We start from the raw sequence: 22,046 nt of genomic DNA, 5'->3' as shown, positions 1-22,046 counted from the left end.
ATGGCGCGATGATGCTGCGAGTTCTGCTGTTCACCCTTACCCTGTTTACCACCGCGGTCCAGGCCGCCTCCCCTGTGGTACTGCAACGCCCTATCAGCCTGGACACCGGCAGCGGCCAACTGTTTGGCTCATTATTGTTGCCGCAGTCCGACAAACCGGTGCCGGTGGTGCTGATCATCGCCGGCTCCGGCCCTACCGACCGCAATGGCAACAGCGCCGACGGCGCCCGCAATGACAGCCTCAAGCGCCTGGCCTGGGTGCTTGCCCGACATAACATCGCCAGCGTGCGCTACGACAAGCGCGGGGTCGCCGCCAGCCTGGCCGCCACGCCGGATGAGCGCAACCTCACCCTGGACGCCTATGTGTCCGATGCGGTGGCCTGGGGCAAGCTGCTCAAGGCCGACAAGCGCATGGGCCCGTTGATTGTGCTGGGCCATAGCGAAGGCGCGCTGGTAGCCGCCCTCGCCGCGCCGCAACTGGCGCCGGCCGGGGTGATTTCCCTATCGGGCAGCGCCCGCCCGGTAGACCAGGTGATTCGCCAGCAACTGGCCGATCACTTGCCCCCTGCCCTGTTGTTGCGCAGCAATGAAATCCTCGACCACCTCAAGGCCGGCCAAGTGGATGCCGACGTGCCGCGCCCACTCGAAGGCATCTTCCGACCAAGCGTGCAGCCTTATCTGATCAGCCTGTTCCGCGCCGACCCATCGGCCGCCTTCGCCAGGCTGAACATGCCGGCGTTGATCATCCAGGGCACCAACGATATTCAGGTCGGCGTAGCGGATGCCCAGCAGTTGAAACACGCCAAGCCCGACGCGCAGTTGACGGTTATCGAAGGCATGAACCACGTGATGCGCATCGTGCCCAACAACGTGAAGCAGCAACTGGCGTCCTACAATGACCCGAAACTGCCCCTGGCTGCGGAACTGGGCCAGCGTATCGTCGCGTTTATCGACGGACTTCAACTCCGTTAAGCGTCAATTTGGCTCCAGTCCTGGGCAAACCGGCCGATAAGTCCAGAGTCGACAGTAAAAAGACTGTCGGCTTGCTGGGCTTGGACAGGATCGCGCCGCATGACAACCACCGAAGCAACACCCGAATCTACCGCCGACACCTCGACTGCAACCGCGGCCGTCGAGGCGGCGGCCCTGCCGTGGGCGGACGTCCACGCCGAACACTTCAAGATGCTGCGCCTGGCTCCGCTGACCACCGACCGTGCCACTGGCGCACGGCCGTTGCGCTTTGTGCAGTTCGGCTATGCCGAGCGCCACGACAAGCACCACAGCCTGTTGCGCATGGTTATTCAACTGCCCGGCCAGCGAGTACGCCGCGAGCAGAACCACCTGGATATCTGGGTGGACCACGATAAACATCGCGTGCATTTCGGCCCAGGCAACAGCCTGGAAATCGAACCGGCCAACCGGGGGATCGGCCGTTTCCTGGTCGCTCAGGCCGCCGCCTGGGCGAAGAAGAAGTGGTCCCACTACCGCGTCGACGGCGTGGACCTGGCCAACAAGGACGCCCTCAACGAAGCCACGCGCCTGCGTCGTGATCACTTTTTGCGTATCCAGGGATTTGATGTGGCCTATGCCGACGTGCAGCACCTCAAAGGCAATGTGCAGCCGGGCAAGGTTGGCGACGTGCTGGACAGTTGGAACACCGAGAAGGTGCAGTTCGTGGAGATCCTCGAAGCCGCGCAGATGCTGCAACAGGCCGATCAGAACCTGGCGGAACAGGAAGTGAAGCTGCGCAAGGAAGAGGAAAAAGTCATCAAGTTCAAGCGCGAGGACAGCGGGCTGCGCTTTACCATCACGTGCCTGGTGGCGTTTACGGTGTTTCAGGCAGGGTTGTTGATCTGGATTGCCACTCACCGCTGATAGATTGAAATGCAATCAAAATGTGGGAGCTGGCTTGCCAGCTCCCACATTGACCGAGTTTCTGCAGTTATATCCGGGCAGCGAAAACGGCCTGGTGTTGGCGACACTGCTCAGCCGTCAGCATGAACACCCCATGCCCACCCCGCTGGAAGTCCAGCCAGGCAAAGTCGACTTCCGGATACAGCGCGTCAACATGCACCTGGCTGTTACCCACTTCGACAATCAGCAAACCCTTCTCGGTCAGATGGTCCGCCGCTTCGGCCAGCATCCGGCGTACCAGGTTCAGGCCGTCGTCACCACAGGCCAGGCCCAGTTCCGGCTCGTGCTGGTATTCATCCGGCATGTCGGCAAAATCTTCGGCATCCACATACGGTGGGTTTGACACGATCAGGTCGAATCGCTGGCCGGGCAAGCCGTCAAAACCATCGCCCTGCACGGTATAGACCCGCTCATCGACGCCATGGCGCTCGATATTCTGGTTTGCCACTTCAAGGGCTTCGAAGGACAGGTCACCCAGTACCACTTCGGCCTCCTGGAACTCGTACGCACAGGCAATGCCGATGCAACCGGAGCCGGTGCACAGGTCGAGGATGCGCGCCGGCGGCTGCGCCAACCAGGGTTCGAAGCGGTTTTCGATCAGTTCGCCAATCGGTGAACGCGGGATCAACACGCGCTCATCGACAATAAACGACATGCCGCAGAACCACGCCTCTTTCAACAGGTAGGCGGTGGGCACACGCTCGTGAATACGGCGATGCAGTAAACGCTGCACATGGGAGATTTCCTCTTCTTCGAGGTTGCAATCCAGGTAGCTGTCAGCAATTTCCCACGGCAGGTGCAAGGCGCCGAGCACCAATTGCCGGGCTTCGTCCCAGGCATTGTCGGTGCCATGGCCAAAAAACAGGTCTTCCCCATGGAAACGGCTGACAGCCCAACGGATATGGTCGCGCAAAGTGCGCAGGCGGGAAGTGATCACGGGGCAAGCTCCTGGAAAAAACGACTGGCAATTCTAACAGCCTTCACCTGTACCGACGATGTACGAAAACACTGGCGCCGTACGTCGGATTTCATCCAATTGCCCCGCATTGTGTTAAACAAGCCCACCTCTTGACATGGCTGCACGCCAGCAACGGCGTACCTTACGATAGTAGCGATTCACAGAAGCGCTCAGCCAGTGGACAATGTCGCAAAAGCCCCACTCACAGGAGCCCCAGAATGTCCGTTCCAAAGACGATGTTTCAACTCAGCGGTCGCGGTTACGCAGCAGCCAACCTCAGTCATGCGACCCTCGTGATCATCGACGCCCAGAAGGAATACCTCAGCGGCCCGCTCGCCCTCTCGGGCATGGACGCAGCTGTCGCTAATATCAAACAACTGGTCAGCGCCGCGCGCAATGCCGGGCGCCCGATTGTGCATGTACGCCACTTGGGTACCGTAGGCGGTCTGTTTGATCCACAGGGCGAGCGCGGCGAATTCATCCCGGGGCTTGAGCCAGAGGGTGACGAAACCATCATCGGCAAGCTGCTGCCGAGCGCCTTCCACGGCACCGGCCTGGAAAAACACTTGCAGGACCTTGGCTCCCTGGACCTGATCGTCTGCGGCTTCATGAGCCACTCCAGCGTCAGCACCACCGTACGTGCGGCCAAGAACCTGGGCTTTCGCTGCACCCTGGTGGAAGACGCCTGCGCCACTCGCGACCTGCCCTACAAGGGCGGCATCCTGAGCGCCGAACATGTGCAGCACACCGAAATGGCGATCATGGCCGACAACTTCGCCACCCTCGCACTGACTAAAGATCTGATCTGATCATTCTGGCGTTGAGCGGCGTGTTTATTGCTCCGCTCATCCGCAAAGCCCTTTCATTTGGCGCATTTACCCCTCCCTCCGGAACAACCTGTGTATTGTCCGGTCGAAGGGCCGATACCCTGGAGGAAAGGTCGGAATGAAGATATCCGATGGTTTTGATGCTCGTCGCTTGCGCCCCAAGGGCCCGAGCAACTGGCGTCTGCGCCTGGTGGCGGGCATTGCCGCGTTGCTGGCGATCATAGGCTTGTTGTTGGCAGGCGCTGGTGGCGCCGGCCTGTTTGGGCATTCGCCGGCACTGGGCGAGTTGAATGCCAGCCCGGGCGGCTCGGCGATCCTGTTGGGGATCGGCCTGCTGGTGCTGTGGTTGGGCGTATGGTTATGGCGCCGCAGCCGTCGGCGGATGCGTCAGCCCTTGTCGTTGAATATCGCCTCGCACCTGATGAAAAAGCACGACTGATGGCGCTTGGATAGCGTTTGCTGCGCCCTGGCCGCCGCGATTTAGGTAAACTGCCCGCCCTTCGCGGAGGCTGACATGCAAGACGACGATTTTTCCCTGTTCAAAAACGAGCTGCGCGGCGTCAAGCCGATCAAGCACGACCGCGCCGACACCGGCAAACCCAAGACCGACCGGGCACAGATCGCCAAGCTGCGCCAGGCCGCGACCGTGCGCAGCGACGCCACTACCGTGGATGGCCTGTCGGATCAGTTCGTGATTGACGTCGGCCCCGAAGATGAGCTGATGTGGGCCCGAGATGGTGTGCAAGAAAGCCAGATGCGCAAGCTCAAGGCCGGCCAGGTCCCGTTCGAAGGCAGCCTCGACCTGCACGGCATGAACGTGGAAAAGGCCCGGGAAACCCTGTGGGCGTTCCTCGCCGAAGCGACTAAATTCGAAATCCGCTGCGTGCGCGTCACCCACGGCAAGGCTGTGCGGCTGGATGGCAAGCGGCCAATGATCAAGAGCCACGTCAACACCTGGCTGCGTCAACATGCCCAGGTGCTCGGCTTTACTTCCTGCCAGGCCCGCCACGGCGGTGCCGGTGCGGTGTATGTGATGCTCAAGCGGACCATGCTCGAAGGCCGCGACGAGTAAAGTGCCATCGTCAGGCTTGCAGCGATGTGCCCGCCACCGTAACCTTGCGCTTTGCGAAAATCCCACAGGTAGTTTCATGTCCCTGGAACAGAATTACACAGAGATTCTCGGCCAACTCGGCGAGGACGTCTCCCGCGAGGGTCTGCTCGACACGCCAAAGCGTGCCGCCAAGGCGATGCAGTACCTTTGCCGCGGTTATGAACAGACGCTCGAAGAAGTCACCAACGGTGCCTTGTTCAGCTCCGATAACAGCGAAATGGTGCTGGTCAAGGACATCGAGCTGTACTCGTTGTGCGAACACCATCTGCTGCCGTTTATCGGCAAGGCCCATGTGGCCTACATTCCAAGCGGCAAAGTGCTGGGCCTGTCGAAGGTTGCACGAATCGTCGACATGTATGCGCGCCGCCTGCAGATCCAGGAAAACCTCAGCCGCCAGATCGCTGATGCGGTGCTGCAAGTGACCGGCGCCCTGGGCGTGGCCGTGGTAATCGAAGCCAAGCACATGTGCATGATGATGCGCGGTGTGGAAAAACAGAATTCGTCGATGATCACCTCGGTGATGCTCGGTGAGTTCCGCGATAACGCGGCCACTCGCAGCGAATTTCTCAGCCTGATCAAGTAACGGGCTGGGTAGGAAAGAACCGGCGTTCATCGCCGGTTTTTTTTCGCCTGCAGAAATCAGGTAAGCTGCGCCCCCTCAGTTATGGGCAAGAGGTAACAGCCATGTTCGTCAAAGCACTTCGAGTGGGCCTCGGCCAGATTATCATCGCGGGCGATTTCCTGACCCGCCCACGCAAAAAGCAGCGCCCCGCCGAACAACAGGCGCGGGTGAACGACGCGGCCAAGGCGCTGACGCTGTACCAATTCCACGCCTGCCCGTTTTGCGTGAAGACCCGCCGCACCCTGCATCGCCTGAACGTGCCGGTAGCCCTGAAGGACGCAAAGAACAACGAGCAGGACCGCCAGACCCTGCTGGAACAAGGCGGCAAGATCAAGGTGCCGTGCCTGCGCATCGAAGAGAACGGCCAGACCACCTGGATGTACGACTCCAAGGTGATCATCGACTACCTGGACAAGCGCTTCGCTGCGGTCTGAAGCACGCTGCGGTCAATGTGGGAGCTGGCTTGCCTGCGCTTGCATCATCTCGGTACATCTGCTGCACCGCGGTGCTCGCATCGCAGCATTGATATCTACACATCTTCGGCAAGACGCTGGACCTGTGGCGAGGGAGCTTGCTCCCGTGACGACCGGACAGTCGATGCTTATCCACCTGACGCCCCGCGATCCAAATGTGGGAGCTGGCTTGCCTGCGAAGGCGGCCTGACAGCTGACACAGTTATACCGTGTACATATCCATTCCTGCGGTAACGGCCACTTAGGGTTCCGCTTTTACAGCGGCTCACTTTTGAAAAGCCGGAATGCCGGCCCAGTCAAAAGTAAGCAAAACGCTCTTGCCCCACCACTCGGCACCTCGCCTGGGCTCGGTGTGCCCGTAATCCGCCAGTGATTTGGGGGGCCGCCGCCACGCGCCATCCATGCCGCGGGGCGGCTAAACCGGCATCCCTGCCGGTTTACCCCCCAAATCCCTGTCGAATTCCGGCCAGCGTGGTTTGACGGGGCGCCTAAGATCAAAGGCAGATCAAGAGCGGCTCGCTTCGCATCGTGGTTACCGTCGGTTGCTATCAAGTTGTGTAGATACCTATGCGCATCGCAGGCAAGCCAGCTCCCACATTTGCGGTGCGGTGTTGTTAAGTCAGTGTTGTCAGGTCGAGATCCAGCAGTGCCGAGCCCAGGCACTTGCCGTGGGCATCCAGCGCCAGCGAGCGGGTCACGCCGCCACGCAGGATGCCCGGCAACACGAAGTTCAGCGCCTGCACATTCGGCAATTCATAACGCCGAACCGGGGCCGCAAGCGGTTCGAGCAAATCCTTGAAAAATTCCGTGACGCGCTCGGCCGTCAGCTGTTCGCACAGCAATGGGTAGTCTTGCGCACGATAGGCAATGATCGAGATGTTTGACGTGTCGCCCTTATCCCCTGTGCGGGAATGAGCCAGTCTGTGCAGTTTCATTCTTCAATCCTCGGTTTGACCGCTTCACGGGGCAACAGCAACGATGCCACCGCCACCACCTGACGCACGCTCTTGCTCGCCCCACCGCCGCCGGCCGGGCCGTTGGTGTAGAGGGTCTCCACTTCATTGCCAACCCGCACGGCGTCGCTGCGCTCGTCACAACGGGCGGCAATCCGCAGGCGCACTTCCCAAGGCTCGACGCTGCTGCGCGGGCCGTGCAATGAATCCATGCCGATCAATTCGGCGCGCAGGTCCTGCATGTTTACGCCGATCAACGCCAGGCGCTTGAGCACCACGTCCCGCGCCAACTCGGCCCGTGCGACAGCACCGGGACCGCCGTAGGAAATCTGCCCTTCACCGATCCAACCGTCCAGATAACCGACGCTGACCTTCAGTTGATCAGGCCGAGCACGCCCGCTCGCCCCCTCAGCGCGCACCCGGTCCACACCCTCCTCGACAAACCCCACCCGGGAAAAGTCGGCCGTCACATCCGGGGTCAAATAGGCTGCTGGGTCGTGAACTTCATAGATCAGTTGTTCAGCACAGGTCGCGCGACTGACCCGCCCACCGGAGCCTGCCACCTTGGTGATCACCGCATTGCCGTCGGCGTCGATCTCGGCCAGGGGAAAGCCCAGGCGCGCCAGATTCTCCACATCCTTGAAACCGGGATCAGCGAAGTAACCGCCACTGACCTGCCCCGCGCACTCCAGCAAATGCCCCACCAACGTGCCCCGGCCCAATCGTTGCCAATCATCGAAGGCCCAGCCGAACTCGAACATCTGCGGCGCCAGGAACAGCGAAGGGTCGGCCACGCGTCCGGTGATCACCACATCGGCGTCGGCGCGCAGCGCTTCAATAATGCCCTCCACACCCAAGTAGGCATTCGCGGAAATCAGCCGCTCGCCCAGCGCACCCACGGTCTGGCCGTTATCCAACAACTGCTCGGCAGGCAAAGCGTGCAGAACATCATCCCCCACCACCGCTACAACCTTCAAACCCAGGCCCAGCTCGGCAGCAATGCGCCGCACTTCAATGGCCGCCGACACCGGGTTGGCCGCGCCCATGTTGGTGATCACCCGTAAGCGACGGCGACCGCCGGGCTGGCCCACGCAGGGCAATACTCGGCGCATGCGTTCACTCAGCAACGGGTCATAACCGCCCTGCGGGTCGCCGATGCGCGCCTGTTGTGCCAGGGCAATGGTGCGTTCGGCCAGGCATTCGAAGACCAGGTAATCCAGGTCGCCATGTTCGGCCAGTTCCACGGCAGGTTCGATACGGTCACCGGAATAGCCGGCGCCGGAGCCAATGCGCAAGGTGTTCATCTCAAATCACTCCCAGGAGCAACGCCGTCAGGGTCATCAACACCGAGGCGGCAAACAGAAAAGGAATCGTGAATCGCTGGTGATCGGCCAACTCGATCTTGCACAGGCCCACCAACAGGAAGGTCGCGGGCGTCAGCGGGCTGACCGGAAAACCGGTGGTGTGCACGCCCAGCAACGAGGCTTGGGCCACTTGCAGGGGGTCGACGCCCAGCGCCTTGCCGACTTCGGCGATCACCGGCATCACGCCGAAGTAGTAGGAGTCGGGGTCAAACAACATGCTCAGGGGCATCGACAGGAACCCCACGACCGCCGGGATCAACTTGCCGTGGCCCGCCGGAATCTGCGCCACCGCTACTTCGGCGATAGCCTTGAGCATGCCGGAGCCTTGCATGATGCCGGTGAACACCCCGGCGGCGAGCAGGATACTGGCCATGGTCAGGGCGGTTTTCGCATGGGCGTCGATGCGCGCACGCTGGGCGTCCACGTTGGGGTAGTTGATGCACAGCGCAACCACGGTGCCGAGCATGAACATCACCACCGGGTCGACCCAACCGGCAATCATCACCACCATCACCAGCACGGTCAGGATCAGGTTGACCCAGAACAACCGTGGGCGGCGCAGCTTGATATCGTCGTCGCTGAGCACCCGTTGCGGCACCGCCTCCACGCCGGAACCGGCGCCCAGGCCGAGGCGCTTTTCTTCACGATGGCCCAGCCACCAGGCGCACGCGAAGACGAAGATCAGCCCGACGATCTGCACCGGGATCAACGGCTGGAACAGATCGGCCACCGGCACATGCAGCGCCGCCGACGAACGCAGCACCGGGCCGGTCCAGGGCAGGAAGTTGACGCCTGCGGCCATCGCACACACGCAGGCGAGGATGCGTTTATCAATGCCCAGCCGCGTATACAGCGGCAGCATCGCCGGCACCGTCACCAGAAAGGTCACCGCGCCGGAGCCGTCCAGATGCACCAGCAACGCCAGCGTCGCGGTGCCGACCACAATTCGTGTAGGACGCGTCCCTACCGTGCGCAGGATGCGATCAATGATGGGGTCGAGCATCCCGGCATCGGTCATGATCCCGAAAAACAGGATCGCGAACACAAACATGCCGACCACAGGGGCGACGTTCTTGATACCGGTGATGATAAAGGCACTGGTTTGCAGGCCGAACCCACCGACCAGCGCGGCGATGATCGGCAAGGCGATCAGGGCCACCAGTGGCGAGAGACGCTTGCTCATGACAGCGACAAGCAGGCTGAGAATGGTGATGACGCCCAGGGTTGCGAGCATGGATAACTCCAGGGTGGCCGTTTTGGGCCGGTTATTGTTTTCCCGGAGTATTGGAAGCGGGTTAGTCTTTGTAAATTGGAATATTCGGCCTAGCACGTTCGGAAAAACAAAATGAAGAACTCGATCCAGCACATCCAGGCCTTCCTCGCGGTGGCCCGCACCGGTAGTTTCACCAAGGCGGCCCACGAGCTGCACCTGTCGCCTTCGGCCCTGACCGTGCAAGTACAGCAATTGGAAGACTGGCTCGGCGTCGCCCTGCTCGACCGCAGCCCGCGCCATGTGAGCATCACGGCTGCCGGCCAGGATGCGCGCGGGCCCATGGAAAAACTGCTGCTGGACCTGGACAACATCGTCACCGGCTCACGCGACCTCGCAGCCTTGCGTCGCGGCGTGGTGACCATCGCCGCCCTGCCGTCAGTTTGCGCCGGCGCCCTGCCCCCGGCCTTGCGCCTGTTTCGCCAGCGCTTTGCCGGGATCGAGGTGCGCCTGCATGACCTGGTGGCCCATCGCATCCATGCCCAGGTCCGCAACGGCGAGGTGGATTTCGGCATCGGCGTACGGGCGCGCCTGAGCCATGGCCTGCAATTTCAGCCGGTGCTCAATGATCGCTTGTGCGCGTTTGTGCCGCTGGATCATGCGCTGACGCGCTATCGGTCACTGACCCTGGCGCAACTGGCCGACCAGCCAATTATCCTTACCGGACGTGACAGCAGCGTGCGCGAACAGGTCGACGCACTGTTCGACCAGACACGGCTGACGCTGAATGCGGGCATGGAGGCCAACTACATGTCGACGGTATTGGCGCTGGTGCGCCAGGGGTTGGGGATCAGCGTGCTGCCGGAATCGGCGGCGGACAGCCTGGAGGGATTGAAGCGAATCGACATCGATCATCCCGGCGTGAACCGGGAGATCGGCTTGATCACACGCAGCGCGATGGCATTGAGCCCAGCGGCGCAGCGCTGCTTTGAACTGCTCAACAGCACATTATCTACAAGCACATCGCTCTAAATGTGAACTCAATCCAGCATCGCCACGTGCTTGGGATGGCTGGCCACCCGCTGCAACCACGCCTGCACCGCCGGGTAAGGCGCCAAATCAAAGCCGCCTTCATGGGCTACATGGGTGTAGGCATACAGCGCGATATCAGCAATCGAATAGGTGTCGCCCACCAGGTACGGCGTGGCTTGCAACTGGCGCTCCATGACTCTCAATGCCTTGTAACCGCCCTTGTGGGTGGTCTTGTATTCCTCAAGACGGTCCTGCGGCATATTCAGGTAAAACTGGATAAACCGCGCCACCGCTATATACGGCTCATGGCTGTACTGCTCGAAAAACTGCCACTGCAATACCTGGGTGCGCAGGCGCGGTTCCGTGGGCAGGAACTCGCTGCCATCGGCGAGGAAATTGAGAATCGCATTGGACTCCCATAGGCAGGTGCCATCTTCCAGCTCCAGCACCGGGATCTTGCCGTTGGGGTTCTTCGCCAGGAACTCAGGGGTCTGGGTGTCGCCCTTGAGGATGTCGATATCGATCCACTGAAACGGGATCCCCAACAAGCTAAGCATCAATTTGATCTTGTAGCAGTTGCCCGACTTGTAATCGCCATAAACCTTGTACATGGGCTCCCCTTATGCCGCTTTGCGCATTCCGAGCGAATGCTTGCGCCCTCAAAGTGCGGGTATTGCGGCAATGTTTCAAGGCGGCGGGCGGAATAAATCTACCTGTCCCCCTGGGAGTCAGCCTTTCATCCACTTTCGCCCAGACATTCGAAAACATTATTTGCTTTATTTGTATACAAAAGCATAATTCGCTTCGTGCGAGTTCCTGACCTTTTGGTCAACAAACCCGCCAGTACCTCAAAGCGCTGTTGCCCACTCATGTGACCGGCGCTGGACATAACAATAAAACGATTGAGGAGTACTCGCTGTGGATAGCCGTAAAACCGAAGCCCCTACGTTGGACCTGGCCACGCCGCAAGGCGGTTGGCTGGAACGCCTGTTCAAACTGCGCTTGCATGGCACCACAGTGAAGACCGAGCTGATCGCCGGCCTCACCACCTTCATCACCATGGCCTACATCATCTTCGTCAATCCCAACATCATGGCCGACGCCGGTATTGATCACGGTGCGGCCTTTGTCGCCACCTGCATCGCCGCAGCCCTGGGGTGCCTGTTGATGGGCCTGTACGCCAACTGGCCGGTGGGCCTGGCGCCGGGTATGGGCCTGAACGCGTTTTTCACTTACACCGTGGTCGGCACCATGGGCTACAACTGGGAAACCGCTCTCGGCGCGGTCTTTGTCTCGGGTGTGCTATTCATGATTCTGACGCTGTCACGCATCCGAGAATGGCTGCTCAACAGTATTCCGGTCAGCCTGCGTCATGCCATGGGTGCGGGGGTGGGCCTGTTCCTCGGGGTGATCGGCCTGAAAACCGCCGGCATCATCGTCGACAGCCCGGCCACCCTGATCAAGCTCGGCTCCCTGCATGAACCCGCCCCGCTGCTGGCGGCGGTGTGCTTCCTGCTGATCGCCATCCTCAGTTATCACCGTGTATTCGGTGCAATTCTCATCAGCATCATCGCCGTGACCCTGGCCGGCTGGGGCCTGGGCCTGGTGCATTACAACGGCATTCTCTCCACCCCACCGAGCCTGGCACCGACCTGGATGGCGATGGACGTGATGGGTGTGTTCAATGTGAGCATGATCAGCGTGGTATTTGCCTTTCTTTTTGTACACATGTTCGACACTGCCGGTACACTGATGGGCGTTGCCCAACGGGCCGGGCTGGTCAAGGCCGACGGTAAGATCGACAACCTGTCCCGCGCATTGAAGGCCGACAGTGCTTCCAGTGTGTTCGGCGCCATGGTTGGCGTGCCGCCAGTGACCAGCTACGTGGAAAGCGCCGCAGGTGTGGCAGCCGGTGGCCGCACCGGGTTGACCGCTGTAACGGTGGGTGTGCTGTTCGTGGCGGCGATGTTCTTCGCACCACTGGCCGGCATGATTCCCGCCTACGCCACCGCTGGCGCGCTGATCTACGTAGCGATGCTGATGATGGCGAGCATGGCCCATATCAATTGGGATGAAGCTACCGACAGCATTCCGGCGATCGTCACTGCCATCATGATGCCGCTGACGTTCTCGGTCGCCGACGGGATCGCTCTGGGCTTTATCACCTATGTAGCGCTGAAGGCCGGCACCGGCAAGTACCGCGAGATTTCTGTCAGCCTGTGGGTGTTGTGCGCGATTTTCATTGCGAAATTCATATTTTTATAAAAAGGAGCAAATGATGAACCTGGATACCTGGCTGCTGTTCAGTGGGGCTGCATTGATCGTGATCCTGATTCCAGGGCCATTGTCGCTGCTGATGATCAGCAACAGTCTCAACTACGGCCTGCGCCGCTCGTACCCGGCGTTTTTGGGCGGAGTGTTTGCGTCGATCTGCCTGTTGAGTGCTTCGGCCTTGGGTCTGGGGGCCTTGTTGCTGGCCTCGGAACAGCTGTTCAGTGCCTTGAAAATTGTCGGCGCGCTGTACCTGTTCTACCTGGCCTGGCAGAGCTGGCAGCAATCGCGTCTGCCGAGCGAAGGCGCCGAAGTCCCACAAACGCCGTCTGTACCGCGCTTTCGTGCGTTGTTTGGGCGAGCCTTTGTGTTGGGCGCCAGCAACCCCAAGGACATCCTGTTTTTCGCAGCCTTCCTGCCGCAGTTTCTCAGCAGCCAGCAACCGTTCCTGCCGCAATTGCTGATCATGATCGCCACCTGGACGGTGCTCGACCTGCTGTGCAAGCTGGCCTACGGTCTGGGTGCCCATGGCGCAGCGCGTTACTTGCGCAGCGGTTCGGGCCAGAGCTGGTTCAACCGCATCAGCGCGGCACTGTTCGGCGGCGCCGGTGCGATGGCACTCATCAATGCTAAGGGGTCAATTTGACGAAATAAACAGTTGGATCGAGACGCCCCTTTGTGGGCCATTGGATGCCGGCCACAATCCGCACCAAGCGCTGTTCCTGCATCGCGGTGTCAACTGCCCTTAATAAAAGAGAGTCGGGGTGTGAGTTGATGGCTATCCGAACCCAACGGTTCGAAAGCTTCCCTCTCACGGTCATTCGCCCCAGTTCAAGCCATTGGTAGGCCACGTAGTAAATGGTGTTCGAACGGGGATGAGTAACGACTGATTCAATACTGGGTTCTCCAAAACGCATCCCTGCGCGCCGCACAGACAAGTCCTCGACGCGGTAACCCTGCTGCTCCAGCACGGTCCTGACGGCGGCGCGCTCCGCTTCAAGCCTCTGCGTCCTGACCGGGACGACACCATATTGCAGGCTCGGGTCTAACGGATGAGGCGGCGTGAAATCAACGCGCGTGAAGCCGGGTGCCTTGCCTTCGAAACCGACGTATAGATATTGCTTGCGCCGTTCATTAGTCCGCAACATCCGTAGTAAATCGTCCGTTTGGCCGCTCCTCGCAGGGAGCGGGGGTAGCCATTCGTCCAGCGTCGCGCGGATGCCGAGCAAATGGCTTGCCGTGGCAGAGTGGGAAGGATCTGCCAATTCAATCATTCTCATGACGGTAAACTTTCGAGCTTCATTCGTCATGGAGGGAAAGGCCCTGCCCACAGAGTGCTCCAACGAACTGTCGAACAGCGCCGAATGATGTTGCCATTCACCTGTAGGCAGGCGTGATACGGGAATGGGCTGGTCGCGAATATCAGTGCTGGTCCAGCGCATGATATCGGCTCGCGCGGATGGCCCCGGTGGCTCATTTCGGGTGATAAACACCAGGTCGGTCAACGATGCATGGTCGCCCTGCGGGAGCATCCGGTAAAAACCGCTGTTCGGATCCTGGAAGTCGGTATAAGGAGGAGCCACGCGCAAAAACCTGGCATTGAGCGAAGAACCTCTGGGAGCCGAGCCAACCTCAAACACTCCAGGCGCAGGGAAGCCCACAATGTCACGGGGGTGAACTTGAGCACGCCAACTCAACCACTGGGTGTCCGTTGTACGTGACTGGACAATCCGGTTCTCAGTCGCCATGCGCTCACGAGGGGGTTGCCAATCCGACGAGGGCGCCCGGGGAGCGCGCCATGGGTCATGCACCCCGGAGCTGGGCCCAGGTTGAGGATTATCGGCCTCCAGCATCCACTCCTTGGGCTGATGGATATTCAGGACCAACTCATCCTCACCGCTTTTCAGCATGTTTCTCAGCCGAAACGCAGACTCGCTATCACGTTGGTAAACGGGATAATGGTGAGTGTCATCCGTTACAAATTGCTGACCGTCTTTTACATAAACGCCCTCCCTGCCACGCCCTTTGAGCGCCACAGCATCCGGAGGCACGCCCTTGACTTTGAAACGATCCAAGGGTTTTAACGCGGCCGCAGAAGGCGCAGCCTGACGCAGCACTCGGCCACGGCTGAAATGCGAACGATGTATCCGATTCAACACCGCCCCCAGCGGGCGCCGCACGATACCCGCCGCTACGCCTCTGACCTTGGGGCCGGGGGTAAAGGTCTGCCACAAATCGAACACCAGATACTGGGTCATAAACACAATATCCACGACATCATTGGGGTCTGCGAAACGGTGAAAACGTCGTGCCACAATCAGCAATTCATAAAAGGAGTTAGCCAGCGCAAATAACGGAAAGAAAAACGATATGAGCGCTCGCAGGCTGCTATCAGTCTGCTCCGCAAGGCGGCGGACACGATACTCATCCAGCACCTTGCCGGAATTACTCGCCGCTTGAGTGCGGCGTTGCAAATCCAGCACATTGGCGTAATACAGCAATGCCCTGGGTTCACTGTGGGATATGGGAACGATCGCCAGCCAGTTTGACGGGTTAGTGGCAATTTGCTCGCGGATCAGTTTTTCGATCTCATCGAGCACTGGCGTCGGTTGCAGATGTGTAATGCTGAAGGAGCGAACAAAACCAGGGAGCCTCCACTTACCTTCGAAATAATAAGCATCCGGCATGACAGAAAGCCATCCAGGCTCTCCTGCTTCATCGGCGTCATGAATGATTGCGTCAAATGCCCAACCGGGCGCTACCTGCCGCGCCAGTAACTTTACAAGGTCAGCCGAAGCGGCAACGCGACTGAGTTCTACCCGCGCCACCGCCACGCTGATGTACTCGGTGATGATCAAGGCATGCGGCGCAGCAGGCCAGTAAACTACGCAACGCTCGCTGCCCTGATCCTGCATGACCACGACCCCTGAGATATAGCGATCATGCTGCATCGTGTGCGCCGCCAGATGAACGACGTACAACTTCAAATCATACCCATTTTTCAGCAGGTCCTCAGGCGTTCGCGCCGCCATCGCCGTGCTGAACAGGCTCTGTGCAAAGGTGCTGAGCCCTTGTTTAACCGCCGAAAAAAGCTGCATGTGCGCGCATTCATCCAGCGTGCGATTGATCAGCGCAGGAATGCGACCCGCATCCGAACTCGGTTTGGTTTTAACCGTGGGGTAGAAGGTGTGGTTGATCTGCGTGTTGTAGTTTCCGCCGATATCCAGCGAGGAGACTGTCTTGATCAGATAGTCCTTGTTCAGCCGTTGCTTCCACTGCGGTTGCAGATAGCTTGCTCGATTCAATCGCCAAGGCACCCAGGGTGCTTGCGGATCAAGATTATGCAATGCCAGCTGCAACATGCTGAAGGTTGTGGTTTGAGTACTTGGGGTCAGGACCTGCCCGCGATTGCCCGGCGTGCAGTGGCTTTGATTACCGCAGAAGCTGCCTCTGACATCGTCCGGCATCGTGATCAGGGGCTTGTCGATGTCCAGCTCCGGGTAGAAACCATCCTCGGTTAAACGGGCGATCAACTTGCGGCGGGCGAACGTTTCCAAGTCAGTCAGAGAGCGTTCAAGCAGGCTTTCAGAGGCAAAGGCGCTGCTCAGGTACCGGCGCTGCAAGCGCTTGAAGTGTTTAAGCTGGGCAGGTGTTGCGCCCGCTAACCACTGTGGCAATTTTTTTGCCTCAAGCGCAGCCTTGCGCAGAAGATCAATGTTGGCCTGAGCCTGGTTCAAGGCGGGACTGTCGGGAATCTTCAAGTGCGCGTCCAGCTCAGCCAATAGCAACAAACGGCTCAGCTCGGCATCTTTTACCTCATTGAACAGACCGGCAGTACCCTCAATGCGCTTGTTCAAGCGAAAGTAGTAGGCCATCAAGTGTTTGAAAGAAACCGTCGCAGGGTTCCCCTCAATGGGTTCATAGCGCACCGTCAGGGTTTCACGCCGGGCATGGTCACGTAAGTCGTGACGCTTATCGTGCTCTATACAGCCCCACAGGACCGAATCATCACTGCTCCCGAGGCTGGCTTTCAGACCGCGGGTCAAAGCGTCCAGGCCTGAAAAAGCCTTCAGCCCGCCATATTGCCCGAATGCATACAGCGCGACCGGAACCCCACGGGACGGGTGCTTCATCGCCGTCGCCCGAGCCACTACCCAAACGTTATGAAGCGGGTAGAAGGCAGCCTGCACGCTGCCCACAGAGACCGAAAACACCTGGGCTTTACCGCCCACGTATTTGGATGCCGACAGCCGCTCCACGACCTCCATCACCAAGTCCTGATGTGCAGTGGGTATCAGCTTGAGCCGGTGTTGCAACTGAACCTCACAGCGCAGGGCCTCGACATGGGCACGCAGGAACAAGGCATAACGTTTGTGCGCACCGGTTGGGCGCTCAATCCAAAAAGGCATATCGTAGAGCCGCTGCTGTGCACCGTTAATCAGCGAATTCAACGCTTCTTTATGCGCTTTGAGTTGGCTCTCAAGCACCACAAATTCCTCAAGCGCTGCAGTCTCGACGCTCAGGTCATCGGCGTTGAATAGTGCGAGCAGACCTTTTTCGTAGCGTTTGACCTGCTGTTCTGCGGTGAGCAGGGCCAGGCCGGGCGCGGTGCTGGCAAAGATAATTTCTGCGCGTCGTCGCTGCTCGTCCCACTTGAGCAATTGATAGAGGAGGGTCCCAAGCCGGACTTTACCGACCAGTTGCTTCCTTGCACGCTCGATAAAACGCAGAAAAGGCACAGCGGTCAGCGGTTGAGGTCGCGGCTTTTTTGGAGAAAACACGTGTGCGTGATTGATCGCCAGCGCACAGGCCAGCTCGTTTTCCCATTGACCTTCCAGCAACGCTTGCGCGCTCATCGCCAGCGCATCACCGGAGATTGTCGAACCGCGATCCACGCTTAACGCGGGGGTCAGGTCCGTAGGCCGACACAACTCATGTCGGCGCTCTAACGGCAGGCATTGCCAGAGTTCGTCGAACAGTGACTCACTGGCCAACTTTACCAAACCGCATTGCAGGTCGAAGAAGGACGGGTACTCGTAGAAATTGCGCACCACACCCGGCAGATAAATCACATGCGGTGCACCATCAGGATCGCCTTCACGGTAGATATGCAATGCACCGGGAATTGCAACCGCAGGCGTACCCGGCCACATCAACGAACTCGCTCGCACAGTGGCCCAATCGCCCCCTGCTCGCTGGCGCGCCCCAGCACTGGGTGCGTCGATCAGGGCCTGAAGCAGAGCCATCCCGGCACTCGACAGCTCGTCCAATTGCTGCGCCATAAAAGCCCGGTCAGCGAAGAGTTCGGCGTGCAGCTCTGCCCAATACCCCCTGCGTGTTTGCGAGGAACCGGGCTGCAGCGCGTCCCAATAAGGCGTGGCCGACCAGGCAATTCTGTCTTGCAGCTTCATGGCGATAACTCGCTGCAGCACTTGCAACGGCGTATAAGGCAACTGGCGAGTCGGGTCACCCTTGACGCTCAGGGCAGTGAACTGATTCAGGTTGATCGGCACTGCGGGCAAGGCCAGTGACAGCAGCGCCCGATCAGTCAGGCTGTCGACTTTCTGGGGTTCTGCTGGTGGTTTGGGCACGGTGAACAGCAGGGTGTCCGGGTCTATTTCAAACTCTTTGCGTAGCTCGTCGCGGATCACCCACAAAACTTTTGGCGCGCGCGCTATCAGCCTTCCAAGCACCTTTATTACCTCGACGCAGCGCAGTTCGGCAAAAGCAATCTGATTGATCAGGCGGCTTGGATGGGCGTGAGCGTTGATTCGCCGGGTCAGCTGGCTGCGCATACCCTGAAGCGTTGCTTGAGCAGCGATCTCCGGATCTTCTGGGTCGGGGATGTGGTTGAGTGAGGCCATGATGTTTTCTTGATTGAGGAAAACACCGAGCCTAGGCAACGCACAGGCACTTAAGGCTTTAGATAGTTGAATGCAGCGCGCGCAAAAAAAGCCCGCAGTGTGCGCGGGCGAAACCAACGAAGAGCATTTTTTTGGGGGGGTGTGAAGCGAGGTGACGACTCAGCTACCGCGATAGGTGGAGTAGCTGTAAGGCGAAATCAGCAGTGGCACATGGTAATGGTCTTGTTCGGCGCTGATGCCGAAACGCAATACCACCACGTCGAGAAAAGCCTGCTCCGGCAGTTGCACACCGCGGGCGCGGTAGTAGTCGCCAGCGCTGAATTGCAATTGGTAGACACCGCTGCGGTAGTCATCGCCTTGCAGCAACGGCGCGTCGCAACGGCCGTCGCTATTAGTCACGGCGCTACCCACCAGTTCAAGCTGCGCGCCTTCGACGCGATACAACTCGACCTTGATCGCGCTGCCGGGGCAGCCGTGTGCGGCGTCCAAAACGTGTGTGGTCAAACGTCCCATGGCTTTTATGCGCCTCCCGAAGTCAGTCATAGAGAAACCCGCACTCTTTCAGGGCAGTGAAAAAGCCGGCGATGGCCGATTAAGACACTTTTATAAAAAATTGTACACAATAAATTTCACAGCGCTTCCACCCTCCTGTAGGAGCGAGCTTGCTCGCGAAAAACGCCAACGATGACGCGGGCTCTCAGAATGAAAAGTGGCGCCCTCAGGGTTTTCGCGAGCAAGCTCGCTCCCGCAGTGGGCTTTTTCATTTTAACCTGACCACTTAGGCAAGTTTCTTGCAGACAGACCGTTCAGAAAAAATGCAGAAATGCAGGCTTACAAAGTTTGCGATAAGTTGTATACAATCACTCATCGCTGTGACGCCACCCAGTCTTTCCACTGCCCGGCCGCCACACACCTAGCTACCACGAACAAGAAGGAAGACTGCAGTGAGCGCTGACTACCCACGCGACCTGATCGGTTACGGCAGTAACCCTCCTCACCCCCACTGGCCGGGCAACGCACGCATTGCGCTGTCGTTCGTACTCAACTACGAAGAGGGCGGCGAGCGCAATATCCTGCATGGCGACAAAGAGTCTGAAGCCTTCCTTTCGGAAATGGTCTCGGCCCAGCCGCTGCAAGGCGAGCGCAACATGAGCATGGAGTCGCTGTACGAATACGGCAGCCGTGCCGGGGTGTGGCGCATCCTCAAGTTGTTCAAAGAATTCGACATACCGCTGACTATCTTCGCCGTGGCCATGGCTGCCCAGCGTCATCCGGATGTAATCCGCGCCATGGTCGCCGCCGGCCACGAGATTTGCAGCCACGGCTACCGCTGGATCGACTACCAGTACATGGACGAGGCCCAGGAGCGCGAGCACATGCTCGAAGCCATCCGCATCCTCACCGAGCTGACCGGCGAACGCCCGCTGGGTTGGTACACCGGTCGTACCGGCCCCAACACCCGCCGCCTGGTGATGGAGGAAGGCGGTTTCCTGTATGACTGCGACACCTATGACGACGACCTGCCCTACTGGGAACCCAATACCCCTAACGGCAAGCCGCACCTGGTGATCCCCTACACCCTGGACACCAACGACATGCGCTTCACCCAGGTGCAGGGTTTCAACAAGGGTGACGACTTTTTCGAATACCTCAAGGATGCCTTCGACGTGCTGTATGCCGAAGGTGCCGAAGCGCCGAAGATGCTTTCGATCGGCCTGCATTGCCGCCTGATCGGCCGCCCGGCACGCCTGGCCTCGCTCAAGCGCTTCATTGAATACGTTAAAGGCCATGATCAGGTGTGGTTCACCCGCCGCGTGGACATCGCCCGTCACTGGCACCAAACCCACCCCTGCACGGGAGCGGCGAAATGACTGCGTTCCAGACCTTGCAACCGTCGACCCTGAGCCGCGACGCCTTCGTCGCAGCCTTTGCCGATATTTACGAACACTCGCCATGGGTAGCCGAAAAGGCCTTCGAGCTGGGCCAGGATGCGTCGATCGACCAGATCGAAATCCTGCACCAGCGCATGAGCGATATCCTGTTGAGCGCTGATCATCAAAGCCAGTTGGCCCTGATCAACGCCCACCCGGACCTGGCCGGTAAAGCCGCCGTCCAGGGCCAACTGACCGAAGCCAGCACCAATGAACAGGCTGGCGCCGGTATCCACCAATGCACGGCCGAAGAGTTTTCTCGCTTCACCGAGCTGAATGACGCCTACAAGGCCAAGTTCAAGTTTCCCTTCATCATGGCGGTAAAAGGCAGCAACCGGCACCAGATTCTCGCCGCGTTCGAAACGCGCATCCATAACTCGACAGACACCGAGTTCAAGTGCGCGCTGGACGAGATCAACAAGATCGCGTTGTTCCGTTTATTGACCCTCTAAACGACCATCCCCAGCCACTCTATCCAAGGCAGACAAGAAGAATGAAAGCTTACGCCGTACCTTTCGAAAAGTTCGTCAACCTGGCCGACGCCCGCCTGGGCACCAAGATCATCTCGGTGACCGATGACTGGTTCGCCGACGCCAACCGCCTGTTCCAGCCGACCCCGGCCGTGTGGAAGGAGGGCGTTTTCGATGACAACGGCAAGTGGATGGACGGCTGGGAGTCACGCCGCAAGCGCTTCGAAGGCTACGACAGCGCGGTGATCCGCCTGGGCGTGCCGGGTTCGATCAAAGGCGTGGACATCGACACTTCATTCTTCACCGGCAACTTCCCGCCGTCGGCCTCACTGGAAGCCTGCTTCCTGGCCTCGGGCGAGCCGGACGCCAATACCCAATGGGTTGAAGTGCTGTCGGCGGTAGAGCTGCAAGGCAACAGTCACCACTACCACGAGATCAACAACGACCAGGCGTTCAGCCACCTGCGCTTCAATATCTACCCGGATGGCGGCGTCGCCCGTCTGCGTGTGTATGGCGTGCCGTTCCGCGATTGGTCTTCGGTGGGCGACAACGAACAGGTCGACCTGGCTGCCGCGCTCAATGGCGGTCGTGCCCTGGCCTGCTCCGATGAACACTTCGGCCGCATGAGCAACATCCTCAACCCGGGCCGTGGCATCAACATGGGTGATGGCTGGGAAACCGCGCGTCGTCGTACACCGGGCAATGACTGGGTGATCGTCGCGTTGGGCCACCCGGGCGAGATCGAAAAGATCATCGTCGACACCCTGCACTTCAAGGGCAACTACCCGGACACCTGCTCGATCCAGGGCGCCTTCGTCAAAGGCGGAACCGACAGTCAGATCGAAACCCAATCGCTGTTCTGGCGTGAACTGTTGCCGGCGCAGAAACTGGAAATGCACGCAGAACACACCTTCGCCGAGCAGATCAAGGCGCTGGGGCCGATTACCCATATCCGCCTGAATGTGTTCCCGGATGGCGGTGTGAGTCGCCTGCGCGTCCTGGGCAAAGTGTCGAAATAAGCGGTGATGCCATCGCAGGCAAGCCAGT

The 22,046-nt window shown here is 59.6% G+C and carries 20 protein-coding genes; 13 read left to right on the top strand and 7 right to left on the bottom strand.

Annotated elements, in window-relative coordinates:
• The first annotated feature begins 8 nt into the window (after window positions 1-8).
• Together J1G33_RS12400 and J1G33_RS12395 are read left to right on the top strand one after the other, a co-directional pair.
• Window positions 9-971: an alpha/beta fold hydrolase gene (locus J1G33_RS12400; protein WP_223018162.1), complete on the top strand. Its 963-nt coding sequence runs from the start codon at window positions 9-11 to the stop codon at window positions 969-971.
• Between the two features lie 99 nt (window positions 972-1,070).
• The gene (locus J1G33_RS12395) at window positions 1,071-1,874 is read left to right on the top strand and encodes a hypothetical protein (protein WP_005789918.1); all 804 of its coding nucleotides are present in this window, start codon (window positions 1,071-1,073) and stop codon (window positions 1,872-1,874) included.
• A 67-nt stretch (window positions 1,875-1,941) separates the two neighbouring features.
• Here the strand turns inward: J1G33_RS12395 and prmB are convergent, their stop codons facing one another.
• Window positions 1,942-2,850, bottom strand: coding sequence for a 50S ribosomal protein L3 N(5)-glutamine methyltransferase (gene prmB, locus J1G33_RS12390; protein ID WP_032880136.1), 909 nt, complete (start codon window positions 2,848-2,850; stop codon window positions 1,942-1,944).
• Window positions 2,851-3,089: 239 nt separating this feature from the next.
• Here prmB and J1G33_RS12385 point away from each other — a divergent pair, with 239 nt between their 5' ends.
• The 5 genes from J1G33_RS12385 (at window position 3,090) to J1G33_RS12365 (ending at window position 5,865) form a co-directional block, all read left to right on the top strand.
• Window positions 3,090-3,680, top strand: coding sequence for a cysteine hydrolase family protein (locus tag J1G33_RS12385; RefSeq protein WP_032880134.1), 591 nt, complete (start codon window positions 3,090-3,092; stop codon window positions 3,678-3,680).
• 136 nt (window positions 3,681-3,816) lie between these two features.
• Window positions 3,817-4,137: a hypothetical protein gene (locus tag J1G33_RS12380; RefSeq protein ID WP_005789923.1), complete on the top strand. Its 321-nt coding sequence runs from the start codon at window positions 3,817-3,819 to the stop codon at window positions 4,135-4,137.
• 75 nt (window positions 4,138-4,212) lie between these two features.
• Window positions 4,213-4,770, top strand: a complete 558-nt coding sequence (locus tag J1G33_RS12375; protein ID WP_005789925.1) for a Smr/MutS family protein — start codon at window positions 4,213-4,215, stop codon at window positions 4,768-4,770.
• Between the two features lie 76 nt (window positions 4,771-4,846).
• Window positions 4,847-5,392 carry a GTP cyclohydrolase I FolE gene (folE, locus tag J1G33_RS12370; protein ID WP_005789928.1) on the top strand — a complete coding sequence of 182 codons (546 nt, stop codon included), beginning with the start codon at window positions 4,847-4,849 and terminating at the stop codon, window positions 5,390-5,392.
• Between the two features lie 101 nt (window positions 5,393-5,493).
• Complete coding sequence (locus tag J1G33_RS12365) at window positions 5,494-5,865, top strand: glutathione S-transferase N-terminal domain-containing protein (protein ID WP_078821935.1); 372 nt, start codon at window positions 5,494-5,496, stop codon at window positions 5,863-5,865.
• A gap of 653 nt (window positions 5,866-6,518) precedes the next feature.
• On the opposite strand, the gene J1G33_RS12360 is transcribed toward J1G33_RS12365, so the two are convergent.
• Genes J1G33_RS12360 through J1G33_RS12350 form a run of 3 tightly spaced genes read right to left on the bottom strand, consistent with a single transcriptional unit; the run spans window position 6,519 to window position 9,455 of the window.
• Window positions 6,519-6,839 (bottom strand): hypothetical protein, encoded by a 321-nt coding sequence (locus J1G33_RS12360; protein ID WP_078821936.1) that lies wholly within the window; start codon window positions 6,837-6,839, stop codon window positions 6,519-6,521.
• Complete coding sequence (locus J1G33_RS12355; protein ID WP_223018161.1) at window positions 6,836-8,161, bottom strand: acyclic terpene utilization AtuA family protein; 1,326 nt, start codon at window positions 8,159-8,161, stop codon at window positions 6,836-6,838. The genes J1G33_RS12360 and J1G33_RS12355 overlap by 4 nt, the downstream gene beginning before the upstream one ends.
• Window position 8,162: 1 nt before the next feature.
• On the bottom strand, window positions 8,163-9,455 hold the full coding sequence (locus tag J1G33_RS12350; protein ID WP_032880128.1) for a citrate:proton symporter: 1,293 nt from the start codon (window positions 9,453-9,455) through the stop codon (window positions 8,163-8,165).
• 111 nt (window positions 9,456-9,566) lie between these two features.
• Here J1G33_RS12350 and J1G33_RS12345 point away from each other — a divergent pair, with 111 nt between their 5' ends.
• On the top strand, window positions 9,567-10,463 hold the full coding sequence (locus J1G33_RS12345) for a LysR family transcriptional regulator (protein ID WP_032880126.1): 897 nt from the start codon (window positions 9,567-9,569) through the stop codon (window positions 10,461-10,463).
• Between the two features lie 8 nt (window positions 10,464-10,471).
• On the opposite strand, the gene J1G33_RS12340 is transcribed toward J1G33_RS12345, so the two are convergent.
• Complete coding sequence (locus J1G33_RS12340) at window positions 10,472-11,074, bottom strand: glutathione S-transferase family protein (protein ID WP_032880125.1); 603 nt, start codon at window positions 11,072-11,074, stop codon at window positions 10,472-10,474.
• Between the two features lie 307 nt (window positions 11,075-11,381).
• On the opposite strand from J1G33_RS12340, the gene J1G33_RS12335 reads away from it, so the two are divergent.
• On the top strand, window positions 11,382-12,728 hold the full coding sequence (locus tag J1G33_RS12335) for an NCS2 family permease (RefSeq protein ID WP_005789942.1): 1,347 nt from the start codon (window positions 11,382-11,384) through the stop codon (window positions 12,726-12,728).
• Between the two features lie 13 nt (window positions 12,729-12,741).
• Window positions 12,742-13,380: a LysE family translocator gene (locus J1G33_RS12330; RefSeq protein WP_032880122.1), complete on the top strand. Its 639-nt coding sequence runs from the start codon at window positions 12,742-12,744 to the stop codon at window positions 13,378-13,380.
• On the opposite strand, the gene J1G33_RS12325 is transcribed toward J1G33_RS12330, so the two are convergent.
• Both J1G33_RS12325 and uraH read right to left on the bottom strand, forming a co-directional pair.
• On the bottom strand, window positions 13,364-18,598 hold the full coding sequence (locus J1G33_RS12325; protein ID WP_223018160.1) for a DUF6543 domain-containing protein: 5,235 nt from the start codon (window positions 18,596-18,598) through the stop codon (window positions 13,364-13,366). The genes J1G33_RS12330 and J1G33_RS12325 overlap by 17 nt on opposite strands.
• A 159-nt stretch (window positions 18,599-18,757) precedes the next feature.
• Entirely contained in the window at window positions 18,758-19,141 is a 384-nt protein-coding gene (uraH, locus tag J1G33_RS12320) for a hydroxyisourate hydrolase (RefSeq protein WP_179119841.1), read from the bottom strand.
• Between the two features lie 401 nt (window positions 19,142-19,542).
• Here uraH and puuE point away from each other — a divergent pair, with 401 nt between their 5' ends.
• Genes puuE through alc form a run of 3 tightly spaced genes read left to right on the top strand, consistent with a single transcriptional unit; the run spans window position 19,543 to window position 22,018 of the window.
• Window positions 19,543-20,469, top strand: coding sequence for an allantoinase PuuE (puuE, locus tag J1G33_RS12315; protein WP_005789948.1), 927 nt, complete (start codon window positions 19,543-19,545; stop codon window positions 20,467-20,469).
• Window positions 20,466-20,981 (top strand): 2-oxo-4-hydroxy-4-carboxy-5-ureidoimidazoline decarboxylase, encoded by a 516-nt coding sequence (gene uraD / locus J1G33_RS12310; RefSeq protein WP_223018159.1) that lies wholly within the window; start codon window positions 20,466-20,468, stop codon window positions 20,979-20,981. The genes puuE and uraD overlap by 4 nt, the downstream gene beginning before the upstream one ends.
• 41 nt (window positions 20,982-21,022) lie before the next feature.
• Complete coding sequence (alc, locus tag J1G33_RS12305; protein ID WP_005789952.1) at window positions 21,023-22,018, top strand: allantoicase; 996 nt, start codon at window positions 21,023-21,025, stop codon at window positions 22,016-22,018.
• The last annotated feature ends 28 nt before the right edge of the window (window positions 22,019-22,046 follow it).

It is taken from the genome of Pseudomonas sp. P867 (assembly GCF_019891455.1).
Taxonomy (GTDB): domain Bacteria; phylum Pseudomonadota; class Gammaproteobacteria; order Pseudomonadales; family Pseudomonadaceae; genus Aquipseudomonas; species Aquipseudomonas synxantha_A.
This window is presented reverse-complemented; position numbering and strand designations above follow the sequence as displayed.

What these genes read in the sequence shown, in the direction of transcription:
- J1G33_RS12400 (WP_223018162.1), top strand. Translation starts at nt 9, where the DNA reads ATGATGCTGCGAGTTCTGCTGTTCACCCTTACCCTGTTTACCACCGCG.
- J1G33_RS12395 (WP_005789918.1), top strand. Translation starts at nt 1,071, where the DNA reads ATGACAACCACCGAAGCAACACCCGAATCTACCGCCGACACCTCGACT.
- J1G33_RS12385 (WP_032880134.1), top strand. Translation starts at nt 3,090, where the DNA reads ATGTCCGTTCCAAAGACGATGTTTCAACTCAGCGGTCGCGGTTACGCA.
- J1G33_RS12380 (WP_005789923.1), top strand. Translation starts at nt 3,817, where the DNA reads ATGAAGATATCCGATGGTTTTGATGCTCGTCGCTTGCGCCCCAAGGGC.
- J1G33_RS12375 (WP_005789925.1), top strand. Translation starts at nt 4,213, where the DNA reads ATGCAAGACGACGATTTTTCCCTGTTCAAAAACGAGCTGCGCGGCGTC.
- folE (WP_005789928.1), top strand. Translation starts at nt 4,847, where the DNA reads ATGTCCCTGGAACAGAATTACACAGAGATTCTCGGCCAACTCGGCGAG.
- J1G33_RS12365 (WP_078821935.1), top strand. Translation starts at nt 5,494, where the DNA reads ATGTTCGTCAAAGCACTTCGAGTGGGCCTCGGCCAGATTATCATCGCG.
- J1G33_RS12360 (WP_078821936.1), bottom strand. Translation starts at nt 6,839, where the DNA reads ATGAAACTGCACAGACTGGCTCATTCCCGCACAGGGGATAAGGGCGAC.
- J1G33_RS12355 (WP_223018161.1), bottom strand. Translation starts at nt 8,161, where the DNA reads ATGAACACCTTGCGCATTGGCTCCGGCGCCGGCTATTCCGGTGACCGT.
- J1G33_RS12350 (WP_032880128.1), bottom strand. Translation starts at nt 9,455, where the DNA reads ATGCTCGCAACCCTGGGCGTCATCACCATTCTCAGCCTGCTTGTCGCT.
- J1G33_RS12345 (WP_032880126.1), top strand. Translation starts at nt 9,567, where the DNA reads ATGAAGAACTCGATCCAGCACATCCAGGCCTTCCTCGCGGTGGCCCGC.
- J1G33_RS12340 (WP_032880125.1), bottom strand. Translation starts at nt 11,074, where the DNA reads ATGTACAAGGTTTATGGCGATTACAAGTCGGGCAACTGCTACAAGATC.
- J1G33_RS12330 (WP_032880122.1), top strand. Translation starts at nt 12,742, where the DNA reads ATGAACCTGGATACCTGGCTGCTGTTCAGTGGGGCTGCATTGATCGTG.
- J1G33_RS12325 (WP_223018160.1), bottom strand. Translation starts at nt 18,598, where the DNA reads ATGGCCTCACTCAACCACATCCCCGACCCAGAAGATCCGGAGATCGCT.
- uraH (WP_179119841.1), bottom strand. Translation starts at nt 19,141, where the DNA reads ATGACTGACTTCGGGAGGCGCATAAAAGCCATGGGACGTTTGACCACA.
- uraD (WP_223018159.1), top strand. Translation starts at nt 20,466, where the DNA reads ATGACTGCGTTCCAGACCTTGCAACCGTCGACCCTGAGCCGCGACGCC.
- alc (WP_005789952.1), top strand. Translation starts at nt 21,023, where the DNA reads ATGAAAGCTTACGCCGTACCTTTCGAAAAGTTCGTCAACCTGGCCGAC.